The sequence below is a fragment of the Larkinella insperata genome, from assembly GCF_026248825.1.
Lineage (GTDB): Bacteria > Bacteroidota > Bacteroidia > Cytophagales > Spirosomataceae > Larkinella > Larkinella insperata.
Map to the genome: position 1 here is coordinate 6,146,416 of NZ_CP110973.1, position 17,862 is coordinate 6,164,277.

18 protein-coding genes are annotated in these 17,862 nt (G+C 51.3%); 12 read left to right on the plus strand and 6 right to left on the minus strand.

What is annotated here, in order from left to right; translation table 11 throughout:
* The 5 genes from OQ371_RS24785 (at position 1) to OQ371_RS24805 (ending at position 3,527) form a co-directional block, all read left to right on the plus strand.
* The gene (locus tag OQ371_RS24785) at positions 1–243 is read left to right on the plus strand and encodes a hypothetical protein (protein WP_265991142.1); all 243 of its coding nucleotides are present in this window, start codon (positions 1–3) and stop codon (positions 241–243) included.
* A 9-nt stretch (positions 244–252) separates the two neighbouring features.
* On the plus strand, positions 253–1,911 hold the full coding sequence (recN, locus tag OQ371_RS24790; protein WP_265991143.1) for a DNA repair protein RecN: 1,659 nt from the start codon (positions 253–255) through the stop codon (positions 1,909–1,911).
* Positions 1,912–1,957: 46 nt separating this feature from the next.
* Complete coding sequence (locus OQ371_RS24795) at positions 1,958–2,392, plus strand: hypothetical protein (RefSeq protein WP_265991144.1); 435 nt, start codon at positions 1,958–1,960, stop codon at positions 2,390–2,392.
* A gap of 62 nt (positions 2,393–2,454) precedes the next feature.
* Entirely contained in the window at positions 2,455–3,102 is a 648-nt protein-coding gene (locus tag OQ371_RS24800; RefSeq protein WP_265991145.1) for an SCO family protein, read from the plus strand.
* Entirely contained in the window at positions 3,099–3,527 is a 429-nt protein-coding gene (locus OQ371_RS24805) for a c-type cytochrome (RefSeq protein WP_265991146.1), read from the plus strand. The genes OQ371_RS24800 and OQ371_RS24805 overlap by 4 nt, the downstream gene beginning before the upstream one ends.
* Before the next feature lie 4 nt (positions 3,528–3,531).
* Here OQ371_RS24805 and lptC read toward each other — a convergent pair whose 3' ends face one another.
* The 3 genes from lptC to OQ371_RS24820 all read right to left on the minus strand — a co-directional run bounded on the left by lptC (position 3,532) and on the right by OQ371_RS24820 (position 6,181).
* Positions 3,532–4,086 (minus strand): LPS export ABC transporter periplasmic protein LptC, encoded by a 555-nt coding sequence (gene lptC, locus OQ371_RS24810; RefSeq protein ID WP_265991147.1) that lies wholly within the window; start codon positions 4,084–4,086, stop codon positions 3,532–3,534.
* Between the two features lie 93 nt (positions 4,087–4,179).
* Positions 4,180–5,466 (minus strand): BamG family beta-barrel-assembly machinery protein, encoded by a 1,287-nt coding sequence (gene bamG, locus OQ371_RS24815; RefSeq protein WP_265991148.1) that lies wholly within the window; start codon positions 5,464–5,466, stop codon positions 4,180–4,182.
* Positions 5,450–6,181 carry a type III pantothenate kinase gene (locus OQ371_RS24820; RefSeq protein ID WP_265991149.1) on the minus strand — a complete coding sequence of 244 codons (732 nt, stop codon included), beginning with the start codon at positions 6,179–6,181 and terminating at the stop codon, positions 5,450–5,452. Before OQ371_RS24820 ends, bamG begins: the two co-directional genes overlap by 17 nt.
* A gap of 68 nt (positions 6,182–6,249) precedes the next feature.
* On the opposite strand from OQ371_RS24820, the gene OQ371_RS24825 reads away from it, so the two are divergent.
* The 5 genes from OQ371_RS24825 to OQ371_RS24845 all read left to right on the plus strand — a co-directional run bounded on the left by OQ371_RS24825 (position 6,250) and on the right by OQ371_RS24845 (position 12,040).
* A complete protein-coding gene (locus tag OQ371_RS24825; protein ID WP_265991150.1) occupies positions 6,250–7,371 on the plus strand; it encodes a mechanosensitive ion channel family protein in 1,122 nt (373 codons plus the stop codon).
* A gap of 428 nt (positions 7,372–7,799) precedes the next feature.
* Positions 7,800–9,839: a transcription termination factor Rho gene (rho, locus tag OQ371_RS24830; RefSeq protein WP_265991151.1), complete on the plus strand. Its 2,040-nt coding sequence runs from the start codon at positions 7,800–7,802 to the stop codon at positions 9,837–9,839.
* A 374-nt stretch (positions 9,840–10,213) separates the two neighbouring features.
* Positions 10,214–10,936 carry an OmpA family protein gene (locus OQ371_RS24835; protein WP_265991152.1) on the plus strand — a complete coding sequence of 241 codons (723 nt, stop codon included), beginning with the start codon at positions 10,214–10,216 and terminating at the stop codon, positions 10,934–10,936.
* A 40-nt stretch (positions 10,937–10,976) separates the two neighbouring features.
* On the plus strand, positions 10,977–11,453 hold the full coding sequence (locus OQ371_RS24840) for a helix-hairpin-helix domain-containing protein (protein WP_310586600.1): 477 nt from the start codon (positions 10,977–10,979) through the stop codon (positions 11,451–11,453).
* 32 nt (positions 11,454–11,485) lie between these two features.
* Positions 11,486–12,040: a helix-hairpin-helix domain-containing protein gene (locus OQ371_RS24845; protein ID WP_265991154.1), complete on the plus strand. Its 555-nt coding sequence runs from the start codon at positions 11,486–11,488 to the stop codon at positions 12,038–12,040.
* A gap of 78 nt (positions 12,041–12,118) precedes the next feature.
* On the opposite strand, the gene htpG is transcribed toward OQ371_RS24845, so the two are convergent.
* Positions 12,119–13,948, minus strand: coding sequence for a molecular chaperone HtpG (gene htpG / locus OQ371_RS24850; protein WP_265991155.1), 1,830 nt, complete (start codon positions 13,946–13,948; stop codon positions 12,119–12,121).
* A 163-nt stretch (positions 13,949–14,111) separates the two neighbouring features.
* Between htpG and OQ371_RS24855 the strand changes: the two genes are divergently transcribed.
* Positions 14,112–14,531 carry a rhodanese-like domain-containing protein gene (locus tag OQ371_RS24855; RefSeq protein WP_310586601.1) on the plus strand — a complete coding sequence of 140 codons (420 nt, stop codon included), beginning with the start codon at positions 14,112–14,114 and terminating at the stop codon, positions 14,529–14,531.
* 3 nt (positions 14,532–14,534) lie between these two features.
* Here the strand turns inward: OQ371_RS24855 and dapF are convergent, their stop codons facing one another.
* On the minus strand, positions 14,535–15,305 hold the full coding sequence (gene dapF / locus OQ371_RS24860) for a diaminopimelate epimerase (RefSeq protein WP_265994357.1): 771 nt from the start codon (positions 15,303–15,305) through the stop codon (positions 14,535–14,537).
* Positions 15,306–15,457: 152 nt separating this feature from the next.
* On the minus strand, positions 15,458–15,835 hold the full coding sequence (gene rplS / locus OQ371_RS24865; protein WP_265991156.1) for a 50S ribosomal protein L19: 378 nt from the start codon (positions 15,833–15,835) through the stop codon (positions 15,458–15,460).
* Positions 15,836–16,009: 174 nt separating this feature from the next.
* On the opposite strand from rplS, the gene OQ371_RS24870 reads away from it, so the two are divergent.
* Positions 16,010–17,509, plus strand: a complete 1,500-nt coding sequence (locus OQ371_RS24870) for an NAD(P)H-hydrate dehydratase (protein ID WP_265991157.1) — start codon at positions 16,010–16,012, stop codon at positions 17,507–17,509.
* Positions 17,510–17,862: the final 353 nt, after the last annotated feature.

Here is a 17,862-nt window from a genome sequence, read left to right on the forward strand (position 1 = left end):
ATGGGTAAACGATTAATTCGCGTTCGGGCAACGGAAATTCTAAACGATCGTTTGGCCGAACGGGTTACCAAATTAGTAAATGCCGAAGTAGATGTTGTTTTCATCGACGGCCGGACGCTCCACGGTCGACTCCTCGGTATTCAGGGCGTTGAGTTGTCGGTGCGTGACAATCGGGGGCACGGGCATACCGTTCCGATTGCAACCGTCGACGAAGTCATTCTGGACGAAAAAGCTCTTTTTTAGAATTGTGTTATGCTTTCGCATTTATTGATAAAAAATTACGCCCTGATCGAACAACTGGAAATGGATCCCGATACCGCGCTGAACATCATCACGGGTGAAACGGGAGCCGGTAAATCCATTATGCTCGGCGCCATCGGTTTGCTGATGGGAAATCGGGCAGACACCAAAGTTCTTTATAACCCGGCCGAAAAATGCGTCATTGAAGGCATGTTCGACGTGTCCGGCTACGTTATTGAAAATTTGTTCGAAGAAATCGACCTCGATTACGACACCAACTGCGTGGTTCGGCGGGAAATTAGCCCCAGTGGCAAATCCCGCTCTTTCGTCAATGACACCCCCGTCACACTCGATATTCTCCGGCGGGTTACAAGTCAGTTGATGGATATTCACTCGCAGCACGACACCATTTTGCTGGGTTCTAACGAGTATCAGTTACAAATTGTTGACACTTATGCTCAGAACGATACCCTGCTGCGGCAATATCGTACAGATTACCGGGATTACCGGATTCAGCAGGATGCCTACCAGCAGTTGCTGAACGAAACGGCCAGCATGAAAAAGGAGTTTGACTACAACAACTTTTTGTACGAAGAACTGCAGAAACTCGAATTGCAGGCCGACGAACAGGAATTGTTGGAGCAGGAGCTGACAATTCTGGAGAACGCCGAGGACATCAAAGAACGGCTCCAGTTGTCATCGGACTACCTGGACAATGCCGAGCAGTCGGTGGTGGTTTACCTCCGAAACGTGGTCAACAACCTGAATTACGTCACGCGTTTGGCCGAGCGGTTCAACCAGCTCCGTGACCGGGCCCAGAGTTCCCTCATTGAACTGCGGGATTTGGCCAATGAAATTAGCAGTGAGGAAGATAGCATCGAGACCAATGATTTGCGGGCTGAAACCATCCGCGAACGCCTAAACCTGATCTACCAGCTTCAGACCAAACACGCCGTCAAAACCGTCGCTGAACTGCTGGCAATCCAGGCCGACCTGGAGAAAAAAGTCAGCAAGATTCTGAATTCGGACGAAGAACTAGCCACGGCCAAAGCCGCCAGCGAAGCCGCCTTGCAGCAATTGATGCAAAGCGCTGAGACCCTGTCGGACTCCCGTCAGGCCGTGCTTCACCTCATTGAACAACAAATTGACGGTTTGTTGACGGATTTGGGAATGCCCAATGCTTCGTTAAAAATTAGCCGGGAGACCGGCAAACCCACGAGCACCGGTATTGATACGGTGTCGTTTTTATTCAGTGCCAACAAGGGTGTGAAGCCGCAGCAGTTGAAAAACGTTGCTTCCGGGGGCGAGTTTTCCCGGCTGATGATGGCAATTAAGTACATTCTGGCCAGCAAACGCTCACTCCCTACCATCATTTTTGATGAAATTGACACGGGGGTTTCGGGCGAAATTGCCATTAAAATGGGGAATATGATGCGAGACATGGCGCATAATCACCAGATCATTGCCATTACGCACCTCCACCAGATTGCCGCTCAGGGTAAAGCCCATTATTTTGTTTACAAAGACCACTCGGGCAACCGAACGGTCAGCCGGGTTAAAAAGCTCAGCCAAAACGAACGGATTCAGGAGATCGCCCAAATGATCGGCGGAAACAACCCGTCGGCCAGCGTTTTGAAAAACGCGAAAGAACTCTTGTCTCAAAAAGCGTAGTAGCAAACAATATCGAAGTCGTATTGCACCTTTCTCTTAATAATTCATGAAAAATAGCCTTCTCTCCACCGTAGTATTCAGTATACTTGTTGCCGCCTGCCAGCAATCTGACGATAAAAAAGAAATTCAGCAGATACAGGATCAGGTTATGGTTGTTCACGATGAAGTGATGCCGCGCTCGGGCGAACTGATGGATTTGAAAGAGGAGATTAGCCAGCAAATTGATAGTCTATCCAAGATCACTCCCGCGACAACCAGCCTGAAAAGCCGTCAGGAAGAAGGAATGGCGATTTCTAAATCGCTGACTGAGGCCGATAGCTTGATGGAAGACTGGATGCATCAGTACAATGCCGATACACTCAAGGGAATGGATGCCGCACAAGCCAAAGTGTATCTGGATCAGGAACTGGCGAAGATCACCATCGTAAAAGAGAAAATAAACAGCGGAATTACGGTTGCCAAGAAATTCTTAGGCCGCTAAGCGTGTTGAATGTTTATAAGGTTCACCACCGTATTTCGACTCTTTATTTCTTTTGATTCAGTATGCATTCCCTTCTTAAAAATAGTATCCGGGTCGCCGTTCTGACCTTTTTTGCGGCTTGTTCTTCGTCGGAAAACCGTTTACCTATTCTGGGCGAACGCGATACCGTTTCCAAAGTCGTCGACGGTGAAACCGTAACCGATACGGTTTATTACCAAATTCCGCCGTTTCAGTTTGTCAATCAGGATAGCCTGCCCATCAGTGACAAAACCTACGACGGCAAGATTTACGTAACCGACTTCTTTTTTGTTACCTGCCCGACGATCTGTCCGAAAATGAAAACCCAAATGAAACGGGTTTACGATAAATTCAAGGGTAATTCGGACGTTATGTTTCTTTCTTACACGATTGATCCCCGGCACGATACGCCCGCCGTTTTGAAAGAGTTTGCGACCAATCTGGGGATTACCGGCAACCAGTGGCAGTTTGCCACCGGTCCAAAAGAAGAGATCTTTAAAACCGGGAAAAGCTACATGGTGGTGGCCCAGGAAGACGCTGGCGCACCGGGCGGATTGCTGCATAGCGGCCATTTTGTGCTCGTCGATAAGGAGAAGCACGTTCGGGGCATGTACGACGGCACTACGGAAGAAGGAGCCGATAAACTGATGACCGATATCAACAAGCTTCTGGCTGAATACCAAAAACAATGAAACGAGTATTGATCGGACTGGCGGTATCCTTCCTTTTTTTTCAGACGGCCTGTCAGAGCCAGGAAGAGCTGAAAAAAGAAAAGTATTTTGTGGAAGGGTACCAGCTTTACACCGAACACTGCGCCAATTGCCACCAAACCGACGGCAAAGGGCTCGAAGCGCTTTACCCCCCTATCAACGCATCTGACTACCTTCAACACAAAGAAAAAGTGATCTGCCTGATTCGCTTCGGGCAGAATGAACCCATTACCGTAAACGGGAAACGGTTTTCGCGGCCCATGCCGGCCAATCCGCAGCTGACGGATATTGATGTAGCCGCCATTACGACTTACATCTACAACAAGTGGGGCAATGAAACCGTCATTTCAGAGGTGAAAGACGTTAGCAAGGTGCTGGACGTGTGCCGGGCTCAGCAGCAACGGTGACGACTTACGGATTGCCTTCGGCAAGCCGGAAAATACCCGTAGGCTTGCGAATAAAGTAGTGCGAAAACGACTGATCGGTATCCAGACCAATTCCTTCGAGCCGCTCGTTTGTGGCTTTGCTCAGGATTTTAACCGGCTTTTCCGTGTAAACCTTCTTTGTCGTCGGGTTCCAGTTCAACTCGGGCGTGTATAAATCCTGGTTCTTCTTTTTGTTGACTACCACCACATTCCCCATCACCCGGTAGAAGTTCTGGGCGTGCACGTAACGACCGGAGTCGGCCCGAAGCGTGGTCTCGATCTGCCCATCAGGGCCGTAAAACTCAATGTTGACGGTTTTTGGATAAACCCGGTCGTTCGTTTGGTATTTGTACTGCAACGGTGTCGTCATCTTCACCTTCAACTGTGCCGCTTCGCTGTACAAAACCTGTACATTATTGATTTCCTCTAACGGACCGGTATAGGGTTTTGTATCCTTGGCTGCGGGCTCATCCTTGCAACCGCTCAGACCAATGCCAATCAAGCCAACGAATAAAACCGCGGAGATACGCTTAGTGATCATTGTTTTGTTGTGTACTATTCCGACGTTAGAACATAAGTCCGGGCGGTCTGGTTCACCCGTTTGAGTAAACGGTAACGAACCAGCCGGTACGCCTTAGTCGACCTTATACCGTACAAACCATTGCTGATTGAGCGAGAAGCCAAGACCAATTTTAAAATACCGTTCCCGAATTTGCCCTTCCGTAACGGTTCCCCGCTGCCCGCCAATCAGCGAGATCGTCATGGAATTGACGAATTGTCCAACGGGTAGTGAAAGTCCCAGACTGACATTCATATCCGTCGGCTGCTTTCCGCCTACTGAATACGGCAACGTTCCATAATTAACGCCCAGCCGGTAAGGAATCAAATCCAGGTAACGACTCGAGCGCACTTTGGGCGTGTACTCCAGACCCGCGCCGATTGAATAACTGTCTTTCAAACCGCCCGACTCACCGTTCAGATTCGTAAACTTGGACCAGGGCTGATACCCGAATTCCAGCCCGACGGCCAGCTTCTGGGATTTTTCGAGCACAATACCGCCCCGCAATTGCGCCGGCAAGGTAATGGAACCTTTACTGCGGGTACTCACCGTGTCAGGGTTGGAAATCAGCGTTCCGCCCGCGTCGATTTGCTGATACGTATCCACCGAATTTCCATTGAGTTTCGTCAGGGGCTCAACTGTTGCCCCGACATTAAGGAACCAGTCTTTGTTTAACTTGGGACGCCAGGCTGCTCCCAAGCGCCAGAGAACGTCGCTGTAGCTATTTAACGTCGAACGCTTGACCGTAATGTCGTCCCCCCCGATCAACAGCCGTGAATCCGAATCGTTCGTAATGTTCCCGAAAATGAAAGAGGCTTCAAAACCGACAAAAAGACTTCGGGTCAGGCTAAACCCGTTCGTAAACGTGGCTTTGTTGAGGCCACCCCGTCCGTGGTAGATGTATTCGGATTCGTAAATGGTACCGGGTATCCGCTGGTATTGCGTCGTCTGGTAGTCAACGTAGCTGTAGGGCCGCAAGCCGATGCCCGCCGACCAGAATTTGGTCACGGGAAACGCCAGCGTCAGGTAGCTCAGGTTAGCCCCGAAATCCTGCTGGTTTTGCCCGCGGTTATCCGCCAGCGTTTTGCTTTGCCCCAACAGCCCCACTTCAAAAATGGTGTACCGGTTTCGAACCAGGAGGGCCGGGTTGGCACTGTTAAGAAAAAAGCCGTTTGCGTAGGCCGTTCCCAGCCCGCCCATGCCCAGATTGGTGATGTTGTTGTTCCCGTGAATTTCGCCAATACCCAGCGACGAATAAGGAGAATTGCCTAAACCTTGTGCCTGAGCGGTCAATTGGGCTACGCCCAGGAGGAAAAGGCCGGTAAATAAGACGGATTTGAGTCCGTTACGAGAGGTAGACATTATGTTGTAAAATACGATTCAATCCAATCAGCACTAATTCCGGAACTACAAAGATGGGAGGTTTCAGGCTACTTTCAAAAAAAGGAGCATCCCCCCCACAGATTAACACCTTTACGTTGGGGTGTTCCCGGCGGTGTGCGTCCATAATCCCGTTTAATTCAGCCCGTAACCCGTTGATGACACCCGCCTGCATAGCCTGCCGGGTATTTTTCCCGAACAACGTAGGCCGGGGTTCCTCGGGTTCAACCAACGGCAGTCTTTCTGTAAACGAATGCATGGCCCGGAATCGCATACGAAAGCCGGGAGAAATCATCCCGCCGTGAAAAACAAAATCCGCATCGACGTAATCGTAAGTAATGCACGTTCCCATGTCGATCACCAGACAATCGTCATCCGGAAAGCGAACCTTTGCCCCCACGGCGGCCGCAATCCGGTCCGTACCAAGGGTATTGGGGGTATCATACCGTTTCTCCATCGGCAACGGAGTATAACCGGTAACCGTCAGCCAGTACGTTTCCGGTTTGAGCGGAAGCTGTTCCCGCAACTGCTCCGCCGGACGGCTGGTCGACGAAATAACGACGGCATCCGGCGGCTGCTCCCGGACCCGCTGCTGCAGGTCTTCAATGGATAGATGGGGATACCCTTCGATCAATTCTCCGTTTTCAAAAAAGCCGGCTTTAATTGCGCTGTTCCCCCAGTCGATGGCAATGTTCATTGATGCAAAAATTGCAAATAGAGGGCAGATTCCTCAATTTTGGGTGTTAAAAATGCTTAAAATGCAGCATGGAATCACTGGAATTATGGCTTAAGCAGGAGTTATTGGGCAATTCTGTTGGAAATCTGCTGGTCTTTGCCATCCTTATCTTACTGGCGCTGGTGCTGAAACGGGTGTTGTCGATGCTGCTGAGCCGTTTTTTTTACCGATTGGTAAAGCCCGATTCCGGTGCGATTCCCGTCAGCGACTTCATCCGGCTGATGCGGCAGCCCATCGAGTTTCTGATTCTGCTGCTCATGCTTTTTCTGGCCTTCAATCGCCTGGCTGTCCCCAACGAATGGGGCCTGGCTCCGCCGACGGAATTTGGCTACCGCTTCGTCCTGATCCGGTTGTACCAGACCGTCCTGATGCTTACGCTGTCCTGGATTGCCATTCGGTTTGTCAAATTCGTGGGGCTGATCTTCCAGAAACGAGCTGAACTGACCGAAACCAAACTCGACGACCAACTGGTGCCGTTTGTTCGCGATCTGATGATTATGGCGGTGTCGGCCATCACCTTTTTTGCTACCCTCAGCATCGTCTTCGACGTTAACGTCATTGCCCTTGTCACCAGTTTGGGGATCGGTGGTCTGGCCATTGCCCTGGCGGCCCGCGAAACCCTCGAAAATCTGTTTGCTTCCTTCGCCATTTTGCTCGACCGCCCGTTCATTACAGGTGACACCGTTACCGCCGGAACCGGCCCGAACCAGGTTACGGGAACCGTTGAAAAAATCGGTTTTCGCAGCACCCGGCTACGAACCGACGACGGCAGCCAGATTGCCGTTCCAAACCGGCTCATGATCTCGCAATCACTCGACAACATGACCCAGCGCAGCCAGCGCCGGGCGAAGTATTTCCTACGGCTTACGCTCGACACCCCCGCGGAGACGCTCCGGGCCATCGTCGACGACATTCGTCAGTATCTTGACAGCCAGCCCGAAACCAGCCAGAGCCCGGCGCTCATTCAGTTCGATGCGTTCGGGGAAAGTTCACTCGATATCCTGGTTCAGTTTTACGTAGCGACCGGCGACTGGCGGGAATTCAACAAGATTAAGGAGACCGTGAACTATCGATTGCTGGAGATTGTTAAGTCTCATAGCGGGGAGTTTGCCCTCCCATCGCGAACGTTGTATTTGAGACCGCAGACCTAGTATCCGCTCGATCATTAGTGAGGAAAATACTCACTGATTTTAATTATTCGTCAAAACATTTGCAGGTTTTGCGCGTTCTTATTGACAAAGCGGGATTAATATCTTAACATTGTGGTCACATAGGTTCTGACACCGTTTCTCGGGTGTTCTGCCTTTTATCCATGTAATCTGAGGCTGCCAGCCAAATTCACCTGACCAGACTGTCCTGTTAAACCGCACACGCATTCGCGTTGTTGTGTCTGTATACCGAAACAGTTGCCGCAAGTGTATAGGTCATGCAAATCATCTGACTTGTAGTTATCGAAAACATTTAAGCACTATTTTCCCCGTTTGGATTCATTCATCCCCGTTCGCCGTAACGACGATTCAACTAGCGACATTATCTCACACTTATCAAGTAAAGCCCTCTTTGCTTACTCTGGCTTTTTATGTATAATAAGGAAGAACTCGAACTGAAACTCTTATCAGAATTGAGAGTGATTGCTGAATCGTTCAGCATTCGCGACATTAGTAAATTGAACAAAAAGGAGCTGGTTTACAAAATATTGGATCAGCAAGCCTTGCTACCGGATCCGGTACCGGCTGCTGCAGAAAATGCCGAGCCCGGCGCTGTGGCTGCTCCGGCAGCGCGCAAAGGGCGCCGTACCCGGCAGGAACCGGCACCAGTGGTAGCCGAAGCAACACCGGAACCGGTAGCATCCCAGGAAGTTGCTCCACCAGCATCGGCTCCAGCCCCTGAACAACCCGAAGCACCGGCTCCGGCCCCAAATAATCGTACCGAAGAACGCAGTAACCCTGCGAACCGTCCTACGCGGGAAAATACGCCGAGAAACGGACGCGCCACCGAACAGCCCAGCAACCGGCCACAAAACCGCCGTGGACCAGAGCAAAACGTCGGTCGTCCCGCCCGGAACGAACAAACTGATCCGCAGGACGCCCGCCGGGTTCGGCAACGCATCCGTAAAGATGAGGGCTTGTCGGAAGAAACACCGGCGGCAGCAACCAACGGAAAACCAGCCGAAAGAAAACCCGGCCTTCCCGACCGCATGGCTCGTCCGGAGCAACCGCGGAATCGGAAAAACGAACTGGAACAACCGGCACTGGACCTTTCCATCGAACCAGAGGCCGATGATTTTTATACAGCTCCGGTCGAAACACCGGCGGCTGAACCTGAAATTCCGGCAGTTAGCCCCGAGGTTTCGGAAGCTCCCGCTCAGGTGGCTCAGCCCGAACCAACGGTTTCTGCCCCGCAGCCCTCCGTACAAGCCGAGCGTCAGCAACGCGACATTACGCGCCCGGACGATTATACCAACCGCATTCGTCGGCAGTATAACCAGCACGTTCGGGAGTTCGACGGGATTATCGAAAACGAGGGAGTTCTGGAAATTATGTCCGACGGCGGCTACGGCTTCCTGCGCTCGGCAGATTACAACTACCTCGCCAGCCCGGACGACATATATGTATCACCGTCACAAATCAAACTCTTCGGTCTGAAAACCGGAGACACGGTTCGGGGACAGATTCGCCCGCCAAAAGAAGGGGAAAAATACTTCGCTCTGCTGCGCGTGTCGTCCGTCAACGGGAAGACTACGGAAGAAATCCGCGACCGGATCCCGTTTGAGTACCTGACTCCGCTTTTCCCGGAAGAAAAACTGAACCTGAGCTACCGCCCGGATCAGTATTCAACCCGGATTGTTGACCTCTTTGCCCCCATCGGTAAGGGCCAACGCGGAATGATCGTGGCTCAGCCTAAAACCGGTAAGACGGTTTTGCTCAAGGATATCGCCAACGCCATTACGAAAAATCACCCGGAAGTTTACCTCATCATTCTGCTGATTGACGAGCGGCCGGAAGAGGTTACCGACATGGCCCGTAGCGTTAACGCGGAGGTTATTTCGTCCACGTTCGACGAGCAGGCGGAGCGGCACGTAAAAGTATCATCGATGGTCCTGGAAAAAGCCAAACGGATGGTAGAATGTGGTCACGACGTGGTAATTCTGCTCGACTCGATTACGCGTCTGGCGCGGGCTTACAATACCGTTGTACCGTCGTCGGGTAAAATCCTGTCGGGTGGTGTGGATGCCAATGCGCTGCACAAACCCAAGCGGTTCTTCGGGGCTGCCCGGAACGTTGAGAACGGCGGTTCGCTGACCATCATCGCCACGGCCCTGATCGACACCGGTTCCAAAATGGACGAAGTAATTTTTGAAGAGTTCAAGGGAACGGGTAACATGGAACTCCAGCTCGACCGGAAACTGTCGAACAAGCGCGTTTACCCAGCCGTTGATGTGCAGGCTTCGGGTACCCGTCGCGAGGATCTGCTGCTCGACAAAGAAACCCTGCAACGTACCTGGATCCTTCGCAAACACATGGCCGACATGAATCCGATGGAGTCCATGGACTTCCTGCTCGACCGGATGCGCGGAACCCGAAACAATGACGAATTCCTGGTTTCGATGAACCGCTAAAATCGGTTTATTCGCTAAGCTTTAACCGAAAAGCCGTACCCGTGTCTACCCAGACGCTGGTACGGCTTTTTATTTGTGTTGACAAAAGCATTGAATTTGAATGACTTTCCGCAGTGCCCTCCGTCATAAGGATACATTGCAACCTTCAAATTTTCTGTACTTTCATGTTCACCACAAAAACGCCCTGGGCTGTTCTGCTGCTTCTTTGGATGGGTGGTTCAACCTACTGGCACGTTTGCCACATCAAACAGTTATGCCCGGCCGACCGTGAGCCTTCTACCACGGTGTCTGTTAGCGTTCCAACTACGACGTTTATAATTCCCGCCCTACAATTTTCCGACGGGCCTTCGGCAACATTTCATTCACCCGGACATTTGGCTTTTGCAAAATCTGGCGCGGATGCCAACTTCAACAGTGTCCTTCCGTTGCTCGATTCGCTGGCCTTATACCTGAAATCGAATCCCGGTAAGCAACTGCAACTGACGGGTTTTTACGACGGTAGAGAACACAACACGACTTCTGAACCGAATCTGGGTGCGGCCCGGGCCAGCAGCATCCGGGCTTACCTGACCGGTTTAGGAGTTCCCGAAAATCAGTTTCAGATCGTTGGTATTGAGAAGTCGAACCTGTCTTTTACGCCCGCCGGTGACTCGCTCTACGGTGGTGTTCAGTTCGCTTTTCCAGATGCCGTTCTGGTCAAAGGCAATAAGCCGACCGGGGAAGATAGTCTGGCCAACGGTGCCACGTTTACCTCCATCTTCGAGCCGATGGACCTTTATTTCAACACCGGAAAAACCGATTACATCCAGACCGCCGAGACGACGGAGTTTCTGGAGCGAACTAAAGCCTACCTGAAAGAGCACCCCGATCAGAAACTGCTGGTAACCGGCCATACCGATAACAGCGGGCCTGATGCGCTTAACCTGATGCTCTCGAAAAAGCGGGCCGCTGCCGTAAAAACGCAGTTTATTCAGGCCGGTATTGCTTCCAGCCAGATTGAAGTTGCAGGCAAAGGGGAATCCCGGCCGGTTGCCTCCAACAACACCGCAGACGGTCGCCGGGCCAATCGCCGAACCTCCGTTGTCGTGACAAAATAACCACTTTCTTTCATCTTAATTCGTTTGCACCATGTTTGAAATGAATCCCCATCAGCTGCCTGATGCCACCCTACAGCACTGGATTATGTTGGTGGTCGCCGGCACACTGGGCTTTATCATTGGATACATCGCCCGGAAAGCAACCATTCATCAACTTGAAGAGCAGGTTCATACCGCGGAACTCCTTGTCGCAGATTGCCGGAAAACCACGGCGAACCAGCGGGAGAATGAGATTTTGCAGCGCATTGCCTCCCGGGCGTCAGAATTGAACTTTACCCGGATTGGCCTGGCGACTGATGCCGAATCCGACGATCTCAAAGAAATCAACGGCATCGGTCCTTTCTTCGAGAAAAAACTGCATAGTCTGCGCATCTACACCTTTCGTCAACTAGCCAATTTTACCGCCGAAGACATTCAGAAACTCAGCGACATCATCGAGTTTTTTCCCGACCGCATCGAACGCGAAGACTGGATTGGTCAGGCAAGAGCGTTGCACCGCCAGAAACACAGCGTCTAATCTCCACCGTTTGATTTAAAACTTTTCATCCTATGTTTCATCTAGATCCGTTCAACCGGGGCGTTGCCATTTCCGAAATCCTACTCTTGTTAGCCTTTGCCGCTTTGGTCGGTTACTTCCTCGCCCGACTGCTAACCAACGGCCGCATTCATGACTTACGAGCCCGACTGGCCGAACATGAAGTAGCGTTGGATGAATGCCAGCGCAACCGAAAAGAGACAACTACCAGCGTAAATTCTTCCCTATTGGTCCCGAAACCCGTTTTCAAGCAAGCTGCTACGAGTGAAGACGCTGTCTGGAAGAAGCTTGCCTCCCGGGCGTCAGAATTAAACTTTAACCGAATTGGGTATGCAACCCTGGAAGAGGCCGATGACTTGAAGGAAATTGTGGGCGTTGGCCCTTTCTTTGAACGCAAGCTAAACACGCTCGGCATTCATAGCTTCCGGCAGTTGGCCAACTTTACCGCGGAAGACGTGGAAAAACTCAGCGACATCATCGAGTTTTTCCCTGACCGCATTGAGCGGGAGAACTGGGTTGGACAGTCTAAACACTTATACGCGGCCAAGTACGGACGGACTGTTCAATAGCCGTAAAAAGAAAAGCGGACGGCTTCGAAAAGCCGTCCGCTTATTAATGGTGAAACTCGTTTGAGAAGGCCGGCTGGGTTACAGCGTCTCGACGGTCCGGCGGATAAACGCCGTCAGGTCAGAACCGGAAAGCATTCCTTGCGCCAGTTTGGCCAGATCCAGGCTTTGCTTAATCAGCACCTTTTGCTCACCGGCATCGCCTATTTTCAGGATGCGGTCAGCCAGCGGGTGGTTGGCGTTAACGGCCACGTTGTAACTATCCGGCATCGGGCCAAACATGCTGCGTTCTCCGCTCAGCGCCGACATGTCTTTCATTCGACGGAAAAACTCCGGCAACGTAATGATAACCGGTAGTTCGTCGGTTGGCATGGCTTCGACGGAAACTGATGCGGTCTTGTTGTCCAGAACTTCTTCAAACAACGTTTTCAGATTGTTCCGATCGTCTTCCGATAAGACGCTTTCGTTATTCAGCCCTTTATCAATCAGTTTGTCGAACGTATCGGAGTCAACCCGCTTCAGGCTGGTTTTTTCAAGCTTGTACTCCAGCGTGTTGATAAAGTGGCTGTCGATGACGGTATCAAACAGCAGGACTTCGTAGCCACGCTTTTTGGCCGAATCGATAAACCCGTCCTGCTTCTGACGGTCGTTGGTATACAACCAGACAGCTGTTCCGTTTTTGTCCGTTTGGTTTTCCTTAACGGCTTCGGTAAACTCTTCAAACGTGAAGTACTTGCCGTCTACAGTTTTCACCAGGCAGAAATCCTTGGCTTTTTCGTAGAATTTGTCGTCGCTGATGATCCCGTACTTGACAAACAGGCCAATATCATCAAACTTCTGCTCGAAGCCCGCGCGGTCGTTCCGGAAAATTTCAGAAAGTTTGTCCGCAACTTTACGCGTGATGTAGCCGTTGATTTTCTTAACGTTGCTGTCGGCTTGCAGGAAGCTCCGGGAAACGTTCAGCGGAATATCGGGTGAATCAATCACGCCGTGCAGCATCATCAGAAAGTCGGGGACGATGTCTTTTACCTCGTCCGTGATAAACACCTGCCGACTGTACAACTGAATCTTTTCGCGCCGGATCTGGAAATCGTTTTTCAGCCGTGGGAAATACAGCACCCCCGTCAGGTTAAACGGATAATCAACGTTCAGGTGAATCCAGAACAACGGCTCTTCCGACATCGGATAGAGTTCTTTGTAGAAGTTCTGATAATCTTCATCCGTTAATTCAGACGGTGACTTCGTCCAGATGGGTGCGGTATTGTTGATCGTTGTCCCGTCAAACTCAATGGGGATGGGCAGAAAACGACCGTATTTTTCCAGAATAGCCCGCAGCCGGTTTTTATCCAGAAACTCTTCCGAATCCGGCGCAATGTGCAGAATCACGTCTGTGCCGTGTTCGTCGCGTTCGGCCTGCGTAATCTCAAACTCGGTGGAACCGTCGCAAATCCAGCGGGCCGCTTCCGAGCCCTCGCGGTAGGATTTGGTCACAATTTCAACCTGCTGAGCCACCATAAAAGCCGAGTAAAACCCTAAGCCAAAATGGCCGATGATGGCGCCCTTTTCATCGAGTTTATCTTTGTATTTCTCCAGAAATTCCGACGCTCCCGAAAAAGCAATCTGGTTGATGTACTTTTTAATTTCTTCCGCCGTCATACCGATGCCCCGGTCGCTGACGGTAATCGTCTTCGCTTCTTCGTTAAGGGTTACGGTTACTTTCTGCTCGCCCAACTCCCCGTTGAACTCGCCGAACCCCGCCAGCTTTTTCAGTTTTTGGGAAGCATCAACGGCATTGGAAACCAGCTCCCTCAGAAAAATCTCGTGATCGGAATAGAGAAATTTCTTGATGATCGGAAAGATGTTTTCCGTATGAATTGAAATTTGACCTTTTTCCTGTATGGTCGAGTTCATAACAAGTGAAATTAGTATGATTGACGGAAATAATCTGACGTCGATACGGTACCAAGAACTGTTCCAGAGCCGATAAATATGACAAGTTGGCAGGTATTTTAACGAAACGTTCTCTCATTAGCCTATATCTAGGACAGCTTCGACGGCTAGGTGGAAAGGTCGAATGAAAACCATCTACTATTCCGGCAAGAATTCCGGGACGGGCAAAACACCCCTTGTCTATTTTGTGTTACTTATTTCAGTAAGTCGGATGATCCACACCAACCTTGATACCGTGAGCCAGAAAACGTATACCGACATTACGACGGAAGAAATGGAGACGCTAGTGATGGAGCCGGAAACCGTCATTGTCGACGTCCGCGATGAGTGGGAATTTGAGGAGTTTAATATCGGTGGGCTGAACATTCCGCTGGCCGAGATCCGGGACAAGCGCCATTATCTGCTTCCCTACGACAACGTGATTGTTGTCTGCACCAATGGGATCCGGAGCCGGGTGGCGGCCAAGGATTTCTGCCGCCACCCCGAACTACAGGCCAAGACTATGTATCACCTGAAGGGTGGTATTCTGGGTGTTGACGAATAAGCCTCAGGCATCAACCGAACCGCTGTAAACCCGGACGGCGGGGCCAATCAGGTATAAATCGCTGAAGTGATCGTTGTCGTGGGCGACGAACGAAACGCGCAGGTTGCCGCCCAGGGTCCGGATCGACACGGGGCTTTGCATCCCGAGCTGGCGATGCGCCACCAGTGCCGATGCCGTCACGCCAGTCCCGCAGGAATACGTTTCATCTTCTACGCCCCGTTCATACGTCCGGACAAACAAGGTATCCTCACCGATCGGCTCCATAAAATTGGCGTTGGTTCCCCCGGGAGCAAACCGCTCACTGTACCGAACCGGGCGGCCTTCCGCAACGACATCCATCGACTCGATATCTTCCACCACTTTTACGTAATGCGGAGAACCGGTATTCAGGAAGGCATAGTCTGCGTGCTGCTCAATCCCGGCAATTTCGTTCATCTTCAGCGACACTTCTCCCCCGTTCACCACGGCCTGGTGTTCGCCATCGACGGCCACAAAACGCGTTTCTTTTTCAAATAGCCCCAGATCGTGCGCAAATCGAACGATGCACCGTCCTCCGTTGCCGCACATGCTGCCTTCCGCACCGTCGGAATTGAAGTAAACCATCTGAAAGTCGTACTCTGGATGATTTCGGAGCAGGATCAGCCCGTCTGCACCGATTCCAAAACGCCGGTGACACAGCCGGGCAATCCGTTCCTGGGAGATGGGAAATGTTTCGGTACGGTCGTCAATGAGGATAAAATCGTTGCCGGTTCCTTGGTATTTGAAAAAGTCAATCATGGCTAGGAAGAAAGATGGTCGGTAAAAATGAGGAGTTAAGCGGTGCTCTGCGGAATAGTCTGGAACAGCCAGTGCTCAACTCCTTACTTTTTGGGTACAAAAAAAGCCGTCTTTCCAGACAGCTTCTTGTTCGTAAGTCACAACAGAGCTTATGCCTGTGGCTGCCGACTTTTTGCTTTCCGCTCCTTAATACGTGCAGCTTTGCCTTGACGGCCGCGTAGGTAAAACAAACGAGCGCGACGAACTCTACCCAGACGAACCACTTCAACTTTATCGATGTTCGGAGAAAGAACCGGGAAAATCCGTTCTACACCCACACCGTTTGAAATTTTACGTACCGTAAACGTCTCTCCGTTGGAGTTCGGATTCCGGCGCTGAATCACCGTACCCGAGTAAACCTGAATCCGCTCTTTGTTTCCTTCGCGGATTTTAACGTGTACATTGACTGTATCGCCTGATTGGAAGTCCGGAAAACCTTCCCGGCGGCTTGCGTTGTCAGCTTCGACCAGTTTAATTAATTCACTCATGACCGTAGATATCTTCGGGGGTATGAAATTTCTTTATAAGCCGCAAATGTAGGGATTAATTTCCGTTTTATAAAGGGTTGGGCTGAAATAAATTGCTGAACAAACGGTTTGGATGCTGACGAGGTTTTTAGCTATTTCGCCACCATAACCGCTTATCCCGTCAATTTTTCGCTAATGAAGATTCTCAACGTTGAACAAACGCGCGCCCTCGACCAATATACCATCGAACACCAACCCGTTGCCCCTATTAACCTCATGGAACGGGCCGCGCAGGCTTTTACGGACTGGTACACGGCGCGTTTTGACAAAAACCGTCCGGTTCGGGTGTTCTGCGGTTTGGGCAACAACGGGGGCGACGGTCTGGCCATTGCTCGTCTGCTGACGCAATTGGAATACAAGGTTCAGACGTACGTGGTTCGGTATGCGCCCCGCGAATCGGACGACTTTATGCACAACCACCGGCGTCTGAAACTGATTGCCCCCATTAGTTACATTGAAAACGAACGCGATATTCCGGTGATTCGCAACCGTGAAGTGGTCATTGACGCCATTCTGGGGTCGGGGTTATCGCGGACGACGGAGGGCATTGTGCAATCGGTGATCGATGCCATTAACCACAGTCCGGCCACCGTGGTAGCCGTCGATATTGCCAGTGGCCTTTTTTCTGACTCGGCCAACGGCCCCAACGCTACGATTATCCGGCCCGACTATACCGTTACCTTTCAACTGCCCAAGCTGGCATTTTTGCTACCGTCCCAAAGTCAGTATGTGGGAGAATGGCACGTAGTCGACATTAACCTGAGCCGAACGTTTATCGACCGGACACCCACCACGTACTTTTACACGACCGAAAAAGAGGTTCGGCATCTGCTGCGGCCCCGGAGCCGCTTTTCCCACAAAGGTTCGTTTGGTCACGCCCTGCTGTTTGCCGGGAGCTACGGCAAAATCGGGGCGGCAGTGCTGGCTTCCCGGGCGTGCCTGCGGTCGGGGGTTGGCCTGTTGACGGTGCAGGTGCCCCGCTGCGGCTACGATATTATCCAGACCACCGTTCCCGAGGCCATGTGCCAGCCCGACGGTCATCAGCACATCCTGACGGGCCAGCCTGAACTGGAAGAGATTGATCTGAGTAAGTACGCAGCCATTGGGGTTGGTCCCGGTATCGGTACGGCCCCCGAAACGCTGGCCATGCTCACCAAATTACTTTCCGATGCCCAGAAACCGCTGGTGATCGACGCTGACGCCCTTAATCTGGTCGCTCAGAACCGTGAGTTGATTGCTAAAATTCCTAAGAACAGCATTTTGACTCCGCACCCGAAGGAATTTGAGCGGTTGACCCGGCGCTGGACCAGTGATTATGACAAATTGGGTATTTTGCGGGATTTCGCCCAGCGAAACCGCCTGGTCGTGGTGCTGAAAGGCGCTTACTCGGCCATTGCCACCCCCGACGGAACGACCCATTTTAACTCAACCGGTAACCCTGGCATGAGCACTGGGGGCACCGGCGACGTGCTGACGGGTATCCTGACGGGCTTGCTCGCGCAGGGGTATGATCCGGTGGAAGCTGCCGTGCTGGGGGTTTTCGAACACGGGCGGGCGGGCGATCGGGTAGCCCACCAGCGCGGGCAAATCGGTCTGACCGCGCAAGATATCATCGAGTCACTACGGTGGGATTAATCCACCGTTTTTGAATAAGGCACTTCACTCTTTCAAAAGGATTAACCCGGCAGAATCAGGCAGATAGCTATTTTTTCAAAAAATATTTCCTTACTCAATCCAAACCACTTCCAACCCTCGTAAATAACGCAGGGTCATTAGGTGTGTAAGGGATTCCCAGGGAGTGTAGAAACTATTCCACAAATAAGGTCTTTTTTCCGGTAGACAGTACTGTGATGCGTAAGCTTTTAACGCCCCATTTCATACGTAACCGACTAATGATCAACAGTGTACCTATTGTTCCTTAATAGAATAGGCATTGTCCTTTAAATGGAATGGAATTTGAAAATAGTTAAGTAGATCAGTTGAATCAG

Bases quoted from the DNA above. Each gene is read 5' to 3' on its own strand.
- OQ371_RS24795 (WP_265991144.1), top strand. From the start codon at position 1,958: ATGAAAAATAGCCTTCTCTCCACCGTAGTATTCAGTATACTTGTTGCC.
- OQ371_RS24820 (WP_265991149.1), bottom strand. From the start codon at position 6,181: ATGAACATTGCCATCGACTGGGGGAACAGCGCAATTAAAGCCGGCTTT.
- lptC (WP_265991147.1), bottom strand. From the start codon at position 4,086: ATGATCACTAAGCGTATCTCCGCGGTTTTATTCGTTGGCTTGATTGGC.
- OQ371_RS24870 (WP_265991157.1), top strand. From the start codon at position 16,010: ATGAAGATTCTCAACGTTGAACAAACGCGCGCCCTCGACCAATATACC.
- OQ371_RS24845 (WP_265991154.1), top strand. From the start codon at position 11,486: ATGTTTCATCTAGATCCGTTCAACCGGGGCGTTGCCATTTCCGAAATC.
- rplS (WP_265991156.1), bottom strand. From the start codon at position 15,835: ATGAGTGAATTAATTAAACTGGTCGAAGCTGACAACGCAAGCCGCCGG.
- OQ371_RS24785 (WP_265991142.1), top strand. From the start codon at position 1: ATGGGTAAACGATTAATTCGCGTTCGGGCAACGGAAATTCTAAACGAT.
- bamG (WP_265991148.1), bottom strand. From the start codon at position 5,466: ATGTCTACCTCTCGTAACGGACTCAAATCCGTCTTATTTACCGGCCTT.
- OQ371_RS24805 (WP_265991146.1), top strand. From the start codon at position 3,099: ATGAAACGAGTATTGATCGGACTGGCGGTATCCTTCCTTTTTTTTCAG.
- rho (WP_265991151.1), top strand. From the start codon at position 7,800: ATGTATAATAAGGAAGAACTCGAACTGAAACTCTTATCAGAATTGAGA.
- OQ371_RS24840 (WP_310586600.1), top strand. From the start codon at position 10,977: ATGAATCCCCATCAGCTGCCTGATGCCACCCTACAGCACTGGATTATG.
- recN (WP_265991143.1), top strand. From the start codon at position 253: ATGCTTTCGCATTTATTGATAAAAAATTACGCCCTGATCGAACAACTG.
- OQ371_RS24800 (WP_265991145.1), top strand. From the start codon at position 2,455: ATGCATTCCCTTCTTAAAAATAGTATCCGGGTCGCCGTTCTGACCTTT.
- OQ371_RS24825 (WP_265991150.1), top strand. From the start codon at position 6,250: ATGGAATCACTGGAATTATGGCTTAAGCAGGAGTTATTGGGCAATTCT.
- OQ371_RS24855 (WP_310586601.1), top strand. From the start codon at position 14,112: ATGAAAACCATCTACTATTCCGGCAAGAATTCCGGGACGGGCAAAACA.
- htpG (WP_265991155.1), bottom strand. From the start codon at position 13,948: ATGAACTCGACCATACAGGAAAAAGGTCAAATTTCAATTCATACGGAA.